This is a genomic window from Methanospirillum sp. (genome assembly GCF_035406105.1).
Classification (GTDB): Archaea; Halobacteriota; Methanomicrobia; order Methanomicrobiales; family Methanospirillaceae; genus Methanospirillum.
This window is the reverse complement of sequence record NZ_DAONKG010000098.1, coordinates 1-8873: the sequence shown is the minus strand read 5'-3', so window position 1 is coordinate 8873 and position 8873 is coordinate 1. Positions and strand designations below refer to the sequence as shown.

Sequence of the window (8873 nt, the reverse complement as noted above, 5' to 3'; positions counted from 1 at the left end):
ACTGATAGGTGCTGGTCTGGTTCCCGGTATCTACCCCGTCAATAACCACGGACGAGATGTAATAGTTCGTATTTGCGGTGATGTTGAAGCACTGGCTGTCGCCAAAGGTGACATTCACGATGCCTTCCGGCTCAATAATACCGCCCTCACCAGCAACCGCCGTGATGGTCAGGACGTCAGACTGAAAATGTGCAACAATATCATGATCCTCGGTGACGGTAATATTATACGGATTTACAGCACCCTTTGAGATTCCATTATCGGTAATATCAGATAGCTGATAACCGGCAAACGGATTTGAGGTAAAGGAGAGATTTTCTCCATATCCTGCCGTGTAATTTGTCAAAGCGGGGACAATTATTCCCTTTGTCTCATCTGCGGACCGAGAGTTAATGGTATAATTCAGCGGCTCAAAGTGAGCGGTAATTGTTGTATTCTTATCAATATCACAGAGTTGGCCGAGATAAATCTTATCTGATTCTGATGAGATCTGCGGTTCAGCATCGGTGGAGGTAAAGTTAGCATGGGTAAACCGGTATCCCGGATCCGCGACAACTTCATGCTGATGAGTACATCCAAGATACTCAATCCAGTATGGTGTTGCTTCAGATGCTCCATCCAGAATTTTCCCTCCGGTTGTGGCTACTGGTGTTATCAGAACATGGGTTGGTCTGAAGAGACCAAGCAGGGTATGATTATGAATCATCTGTGAAGCAGGGAACTCCCACTTGTCATTATATTTCTTCTCTCCATCAACCCAGAGTTCTTTAAAGACATAGCCTTCATCGGCCGTAAAGTTATACAGATAACTTGGAGTCTCAAAGTCATACAGGGTAATTCCCGGATAGTTAACTGATCCACCCTTTCCAGCGGTCGCATTCACCGCAACCTGCTTCTTTACCGATGAAACAGTGAGGGTTGCATTCTCTAAAACTTTGGAATGAAGGTATTCCACATCTGACTGGTTGTACGTATATACGATTGGATCATATCCATCCCTGACAACCGTCAGATTTCCAACCAGCCATGCCGGTTTCTCACCAGTAAGATTAAACGGCTGCGTATCTCCAGCTTGTACTGCGATGGTGCCGGAAGGTGTAATGGTACTGTGTGCATCTGCTGTTGCAGTAAGATAATAGGTCATCAAATCAAGCTGGATGATATCTCCCCATTTTGAGGGTCTGCCTTCAAAGAGAGTGGTGTCAACCGTGATATTCTTTACTGCATACAGGGGCATCTGATCAAAAGATACATTTACAATCTGCTGTGATGGGAGATAAACCCAGCATGGTGTGGTGTTCACCAGTTCACCATCAACACGAACGTTTGCTCCCCCTTCATCATCAACATTCGTCTCAAAGTATACCTGTACATATTCCTGATCTGGAATCAACGTCTCAGCGATGGTTTTCTTCTCCCCTACCGAGATATTAAAGTACCCAATCTCATCTTTCATTGAGTAGCCATCGAGGAAGTACTTATACAGATATTCACCCTGATAGAGCTCCATCTCAAATGGTGTTGTGCCTACAAGTCCAGAAACGAATTTTATCGGTGGAACAGTCTCTGCACCGACCATACTCTTGATTTTTACCGATGCCTCATCGGCAGTACCCTCAAAGGATCCGAGATAATCTTCAATCTTAGATTCAAGACCTGCTTCCATACCGGAGAAATTGCCACCAGCGATTATAACTCTCGCACTATTTGGCTCACTCTTAAATGTGACCATTCCGGAATCAGGTATTGGCACAAGGGGAACATACAATTCAGTGACTTCCCCGGCAGTAACCACAGTGGTATTTGAATACGGGTAATATCCGTCCTTTGTCAGGGTATAATTGTACGTTCCAGGAGGAAGTGATTCAACCGATGCAGGAGTTGAGCTGTAGATAACACTGGTAACATTTGGTATGAACCGCTGCAAAACGAGATTTGCTCCTGGTGGATGGGTGTCAATATGGATTGCACCGTATTGCGGATTTGTTTCAGTCAGTGTTACGTTGAAATCCTGATACGATCCTGGTGTAACCGTGAATGATTCATTCCACCAGGTAATATACCCGTACTTTTTCAGAAACAGCCGGTATGTTCCAGGATCAACAAAAAATTCCCGCGGTGTAATACCGGCTGTGTCGTGAACTGTCAGATTATCAGGCGATACTGAAGTATTGGTGAGATAAATCTCAGCCCCATCCGGATTTGAATCAACATAGATAACCCCCTTTGATGGAGCGGCCATTGATCCGGTCATGAGAAGCATGAATATACATGCTGCTGCAATGAACGGAATTATCTGAACCTTTCCCATAATTTGATCGTCCCCTTCCCTTCCATACGTGAATGCCCTGTTTTTTAAAAACGCATTCCCCATACGGGTGCACCTTGCAACAGGAATTAATCAGGGTTATATTGTTCATCATATATATAGGTATGTAAATATGACCGATATACATCTCATTCTTCATTCGCATTAGGAATAAAAACTCATTTCTGATTTGAATAAAAAAATACAAAATATCAGGAAAAAAGATTGATTTGTGATTTTTTTGGAAAAATTGGTAGTTATCTAAACGACTACAACGTATGCAACACGTCGTTTCTCATTTGTTCCATTTTCGTTGCGCACGGTCAGGGTAACAGTATATTGCCCTGGTTTTTCATATCGGTGAGTTGGTGCCTGCTCAAAGGAGTTTGAGCCATCACCAAACTCCCAGAACCACTCGATAACACCGGACTGAGACGGAGTTTTGTCTTCAAACTGAACATCAAAGGGAGCTTTTCCGCTGTATTGGAGATCGGGGACTTCAAAGTCAACCCCCTGTGGTACGGTTTTGTTTACGATGGTTATCTGCTGAGAAGTCGAAGCAGTAATCGGTTGCCAATTTGTCACCGTTAGATTGACAGTATATGTTCCGGTATTGGTGTAGGTATGTGTAGTGATATTTGTTGGAGAAGTACCAAGAGTTCCATCTCCGAAATCCCAATGCCATTGAACCGGGGCACCTTTTGAAGTATCAATAAAGGTGACTGGAGTATTGACGACTGCCCAACCTGCCGGAACAGTTATGAAACTTGGTATTAATCCCCGTACACTAATATATTGGGATTTTTTCGCAGTATCCTCACCAAATGGGTTTGTGACCCGTAATGAAACATCATACTTCCCAGGTATCTGATACTGATGAGAAGGATTGATTCCTGTCGAGGTCTGACCATCTCCAAAATCCCAGTAATATGAATTAACATCCGGCCCTTGGACATGTGATGTGAAATACACTATATCCTGGGTATTTACGGTAGTCGGTTCTGCAGAGAAATCAGCTACCGGTGCCCGCATTTCTGTTACATTCAGTGTATAATTGACACTGGATATATCTTCATAATACCAGTTATAGGTCGTCAGATTTACCAGGTATTCTTTGAATTCAGGGAATATATGTACAGGATTTTGCTCATCAGACCAGTTACCATCTCCAAAGTCCCAATGCCACTCAGTAATATTTCCAATAGAGAGATCTGTAAATTGTACACCTTCTGACACATTCATCCGTACGGTCCGGTTTGGCATAAAGTCAGGATATATCGGTTCTACAACCTCGATAGTACTCTCAGCCGACCCCATTGCACCTGTTGTTATGTTCCATACGGTGAGATTAACAACATAATTACCAGCACCAAAGAAGGTATGTACTGGGTTTTTCTGAGTATTTTTTCCCTGATCGCCAAAGTCCCATGACCAGTTCGTAATCAAGGATGAAGGCTGGGATGTATCAGTAAACTGAATAGTCAAGGGACTTACACCCCGTGATTTATTTGATGTAAAAGATGCATTAAAGCCTTCAGTTAGCACTATGCTCTTATACATGGTATTTGTCCATATCGGATAGACCGTCGTATTTCGAACAACCTGTGTTATAAGATATGTCCCAGGAAGAGCATAGGTGTGAATGGGATTTCTATCTGTTACGGTAGGTGAACCGTCACCAAAATTCCACTCCCATTGATTTGGCGAATCTGTAGTGAGATCCGTGAATTGCACTTGTAATGGAAATGTTCCATATTTTGGAGAGTAATCAAAGTTTGCAATCGGTCTCTCAATTATGGTAATAGTTTTCTGAGTTGAATTAAACTGATTACAACTGTTTCCGACTGTGAAATTTACGACATACGAACCTGGCTGATTATAAATTGCATATGCATTCGGTTGTATAGAACTACCGCCATTTCCAAAGTCCCAATGATAGTAGGTTGCCCCAAATACGTCCGTTTGATTGGATGTGAAATTAACCCGGATATTTTCTCCGGTTGTATTCTGATAACCAATCAGTTTATCGGCTGTAAAATTAGCGTACAAACCTGTAACAGAGATCTGCTTTCTTTCTGATTGTGAAATATCATGCGTTGTATTCAATGTCGTCAGAGTGACATTATATACTCCTGGTAAATTGAACACATGAGATGTATCTCTTGTTGTAGCGTTCGGAGTGCCATCATCAAATGACCAATTATAATAATCCGGTTTGCTGTACCCGTTCATTGTCTGATTGGTGGTAAAAGAATATGTCACCGGGAATACAGGAGGTAAACAGGATGTTATTGGATTTGAAGAGAAATTTGCTGATATTGGAAGATATGCATTTACGTAATTTAGTCGGGTAGTCAAATTTGAAGACCAGTTCCCACTGGCATTTAAGGAGACCGGATATAACCCAGGTGTGTAATAGGTATGAACCGGATGCTCTGTCAACCTGGTATTCCCATCTCCAAAAATCCAATTAAAGGTTAACGTATCCCGATAGTCACAGGTTGAATTATTGAAGAACTGCAAAGATAACGGAACCTGACCCTTTGCCTGTCCAGTGAATGAGCTGATATTTGTCGTGAAAATTGTACTAATGCCGTCCCTGCTGTCAATATAAATTGGACGTGATACAGAACTATTTACCCGTAATCCACCATCAGGATAAAAAGGTGAGTCATATGATCTGTTCCATACAGTATAATTGATTATTTTCGTCCCATTCGTTGTATAACAGGTAGTTGCCTGATTTGTTGTCTGATTTCCCAGACCATCATTCAGTTGCCATGCATAGTGGGTGGGACCCCCGGTTGAGTTGTCAGTAAATGTTACACATAACGGGAGAACACCTGTTGTTGTCGTATTTGTGAAATTTGCAGATACAGGGAGATACGCGGTAACAAATCCAAACGTTTTATTAACTGGATTGAATGCCTCGGGATACGAACTATTGTATGCATTACATTTGAGATCATATTGCCCTACATCTGAGAAATTACATGTGATCCAATTTTTTGGCGAATATGTAGTTTCATTCAATAAATAGGTTGTTGCATATTTTTCCTTTATCTTCCATTCAAACCTATCTGCAGTACATGGTGAGTCAGAGGCAATATTTGCAGTAAAATTAACACTTACCGGAGGATGTGATACATCAATAAAGGAGGCATTTGCTGAAACATCAAAAGTCACAAACCCTTCCACATTCACATCTTCATCCCCGAAAACCGGGCTTACCAGGTTTACTACCATCAATGCCACTAAAAAGGCAAATACATAATATAACGGTCGCTCATGCATGACTTATAACACTCCCCACGTGGATACCGGTTCTTCCCATTTTTCAGATCAACACCTGACGTCATTCCTGACCTGAAACTCAGTTACCAGAACCAGCTCTCGATATATAGAAGATCATATTCTTCAGATATTATAAATATATTCATATTTTTTTCCTCTTCATACACCACACACATAATAATCCCATATTTACCAAAAGAACGGGGGAAGTAATTTTCAACAAAAACATACCATATGTACCTATGGCAGAGCCAGTACGGGTGAAGATGTCAACATCCATGGGAGATATTCTCATCGAACTCTATGAGGATAAACCCATTACCGCAGGTAATTTTAAAAAACTCGTAGAAAAAGGGTTTTATGATGGTATCATCTTTCACCGGGTCATTGACGGTTTCATGATTCAGGCAGGATGCCCTGAGGGGAAAGGAACCGGAGGTCCGGGATATACGATAAAAGATGAATTTGGAAAAAACAACCGGAACGATCGGGGTACTATCTCCATGGCGAACTGTGGTCCGAACACCGGCGGCAGCCAGTTTTTCATCAATGTTGTCAATAACAACTATCTTGATCCAAAACACCCGGTTTTCGGAAGGGTCATTGAAGGCATGGATGTTGTCGACGCGATTTCAAAAGTAAAAAGAGATAGGTTTGACAGACCAAAAGAAGACGTTGTCATCCTGAAAGCAGTAGTAGTCTGAATATTACTCTTCAGACTTGTTTTTTGTATTCTTATACGTCTCAATAAACCTGACTTCTTCTATTCCTGACACCTGATCAAAAATCGATTTCATAATGTAGGGTTTCATGTTAAACCAGGTATTACTGACATAATAAATGCCTGGCGGAAGTTGAATTAGTGCAGTTGAACCCTCAAGACTGACGTCCATGTCATACCCTGAGAAAAGCTTGATAAGCCCTGCAATCTTTTCAGTCGCGCTCTCAACAATCCCCTCGATACGGTACGTATACGTCAGGGTCTGTCCGGCCAGCGGGTGATTAAAATCCACAATCACACGGTTTCCAATTATATTTACTACCGTGCCTCGCCCTGCCTCAGGAATATTTACTACCATCCCTCTTTCCGGCTTTTTATTAAAGGATTTTTTCTCATACGACCGGAGAAGTTCCTGCTCATGTTCTCCAAATGCCTTTTCAGGAGGGACCTGAATTGTCTCTTCAAATCCGGGTTCTTTTCCGATTATCGCCTCATCTAATCCCAGAATAATCTGACGTTTTCCAACGCATACAACCTTCGGGGTGTAGTCCCGCCCCTCTTCATAGACTCCGGCTTCACGAGCTTTTTGTTCATCAGTCGTGTCAAAGAGTATTCCATTTGCATATCCGGTAAAGTGCAACCGGATAAAATCACCTTCTTGTATTGGCATTCCTGATTCCTTAAGTAAGTGGCAAACAAGATAGATAAAGGATAGTGATTATGCTCGAGATTGAGATAAAAGTCAGGGTTTCTCATATGGATGAGATAAAGGACCGTATCCTTACTATCGGAGGTCAGCATTCAGAGACGGTAATAGAAGAAGACCGCTATTACAATGCTCCGCATCGTGATTTTGCAGTAACAGACGAGGCTCTCCGGGTCAGAAATGCCGGAGGGAAGATAATTCTGACATATAAAGGACCGAAAAACACCGTTATGGGATCAAAAATTCGAGAAGAATATAATATTCATCTTGATAACGCAGAAACATGCGACTCGATTTTAAAAAACCTTGGATTCAGAACTGTTGCACATGTCAGAAAATTGCGTGAGTATTATACCTACCAGGATTTTTCGATCGCCCTGGATAAAGTCGACCATCTGGGGGAATTCGTTGAAATTGAATTGATCACAGAAAATAACGCTGAAAAAGCAGCGAAAAGGGTTGACGAACTGGCCGAAAAACTGGGAGTTGCAGGAGAACGTATCAGCATCTCCTACTTAGAACTCCTTCTATCTACACATTGAGTAATTTTACTTCAATGTCTTTCGCGTCTTCACCAAAGTGTATCATGGCGCAGTTGCCCATGGCAGCCGGCCCGGGATTTACTACTTTGATGCCACCTACTTCAACTATTCCCCGTTGTTCATGCACATGTGCACAGCAGACAAGGTCAAATTTATCCATGTACTTCAGGACACTGGCACTTCCAACATGGTTGCCACCGATCTCATCCAGATACCCCTGTGGGGGAGCGTGACTGATCAGGACATTATGAATACTCTTCTGCATCCGCTCCATTGATACTTTCATCAGATCATCGATCTGTTTGTCAGTCATTTCAAATGGAGTTCCAAATGGTGTAGGATTGGATCCACCAATCCCAACCAGAGATATCCGGCCCAGGTTCATATATGAACCATGAAGGTTGACACTGGAGCTCTGCTCTAATGCATCAACTACTTCTTTAGGATCACAATTTCCGGGAACCGAAAAACTCGGGACATCGATCCGGGAAAAACAGGTCTCAACATCCTTTGCAGTTCCCATATTGGTGATATCCCCTGCGATGAAGACAACATCGGGCGCCAGTTCCATGAATGATTCCAGCATCCCGTATTCTCCGTGCAGATCTGCAAGCAGGAGCGCTTTCAACATACGTTATTACTTGGAAATTTTGCTAAAAAATCTTATCTCAGGATTGTTCCATGATCCAGTTAATCTGCCCGATAATGCCAATGATCCAAGGGCTGATACAACCTCCGGGATCAGGTCACGGGATACACGGCCTTGGAGAGGGGTTCCAGGGAGGGGGAAAAACCGGTGGGCATGCACATACCCGATCCTGGCTACCTCCTGACAAAATGAAACCGTTTCAAGTAGTTCCTCATCAGTCTCATCAGGAAACCCTACGATGATATCAATAACCGGCGTAAATCCTCCATCGGTGCAGTGATCGATGGCCTTCCATACATCAGACAGAGTATGTCCCCTGCATATCTTTTGTAAGGTGCTCTCTGCACCCGACTGTGCACCAATATGTATCCGGGTATTTGAACAATATCTGGCAATAAGATCCACAGCCTCTTCAGAGACAAATTCAGGTCTGATTTCACCAGGAAATGTTCCAAGAAAGATATCTTTGTCAGGTATCCTTGAGAGTTCGCGCAATAATGAGTGAATACTCCTGAGGTCAGGATGGATACCATCAGTCCCATACGCAAGGGCATTTGGACTTAAAAACCTGATGTCATGAAATGATTGAGCCAGTTTTCCTATTGAGTGTATGCTTCGGTGACGAATCCTGTTTCCAAAAATCCGGGGGGTCT

7 protein-coding genes are annotated in these 8873 nt (G+C 42.6%); 2 read left to right on the top strand and 5 right to left on the bottom strand.

Translation table 11 applies throughout. The annotated features are described in order from the left end of the window. A partial coding sequence (locus PLA23_RS07260; RefSeq protein ID WP_324474655.1) for a PEGA domain-containing protein occupies nucleotides 1-2374 on the bottom strand: 2374 nt, incomplete at its 3' end. A 195-nt stretch (nucleotides 2375-2569) separates the two neighbouring features. Further along, nucleotides 2570-5602 (bottom strand): PKD domain-containing protein, encoded by a 3033-nt coding sequence (locus tag PLA23_RS07255; protein WP_324474653.1) that lies wholly within the window; start codon nucleotides 5600-5602, stop codon nucleotides 2570-2572. A gap of 242 nt (nucleotides 5603-5844) precedes the next feature. On the opposite strand from PLA23_RS07255, the gene PLA23_RS07250 reads away from it, so the two are divergent. Next, on the top strand, nucleotides 5845-6306 hold the full coding sequence (locus PLA23_RS07250; RefSeq protein ID WP_324474651.1) for a peptidylprolyl isomerase: 462 nt from the start codon (nucleotides 5845-5847) through the stop codon (nucleotides 6304-6306). Nucleotides 6307-6309: 3 nt separating this feature from the next. Here PLA23_RS07250 and PLA23_RS07245 read toward each other — a convergent pair whose 3' ends face one another. Continuing rightward, entirely contained in the window at nucleotides 6310-6993 is a 684-nt protein-coding gene (locus PLA23_RS07245; RefSeq protein WP_324474649.1) for a peptidylprolyl isomerase, read from the bottom strand. A gap of 50 nt (nucleotides 6994-7043) precedes the next feature. On the opposite strand from PLA23_RS07245, the gene cyaB reads away from it, so the two are divergent. Further along, nucleotides 7044-7571: a class IV adenylate cyclase gene (gene cyaB / locus PLA23_RS07240; protein ID WP_324474648.1), complete on the top strand. Its 528-nt coding sequence runs from the start codon at nucleotides 7044-7046 to the stop codon at nucleotides 7569-7571. Here cyaB and PLA23_RS07235 read toward each other — a convergent pair. Both PLA23_RS07235 and PLA23_RS07230 read right to left on the bottom strand, forming a co-directional pair. Next, on the bottom strand, nucleotides 7561-8202 hold the full coding sequence (locus PLA23_RS07235; RefSeq protein WP_324330725.1) for a metallophosphoesterase family protein: 642 nt from the start codon (nucleotides 8200-8202) through the stop codon (nucleotides 7561-7563). The genes cyaB and PLA23_RS07235 overlap by 11 nt on opposite strands. A 6-nt stretch (nucleotides 8203-8208) precedes the next feature. After that, on the bottom strand, nucleotides 8209-8873 hold a 665-nt coding region (locus PLA23_RS07230; RefSeq protein ID WP_324474646.1), incomplete at its 5' end, for a TIGR04013 family B12-binding domain/radical SAM domain-containing protein.

Excerpts from the sequence above, each read along its gene's own strand:
- PLA23_RS07255 (WP_324474653.1), bottom strand. The coding sequence starts at position 5,602 with ATGCATGAGCGACCGTTATATTATGTATTTGCCTTTTTAGTGGCATTG.
- PLA23_RS07250 (WP_324474651.1), top strand. The coding sequence starts at position 5,845 with ATGGCAGAGCCAGTACGGGTGAAGATGTCAACATCCATGGGAGATATT.
- PLA23_RS07245 (WP_324474649.1), bottom strand. The coding sequence starts at position 6,993 with ATGCCAATACAAGAAGGTGATTTTATCCGGTTGCACTTTACCGGATAT.
- cyaB (WP_324474648.1), top strand. The coding sequence starts at position 7,044 with ATGCTCGAGATTGAGATAAAAGTCAGGGTTTCTCATATGGATGAGATA.
- PLA23_RS07235 (WP_324330725.1), bottom strand. The coding sequence starts at position 8,202 with ATGTTGAAAGCGCTCCTGCTTGCAGATCTGCACGGAGAATACGGGATG.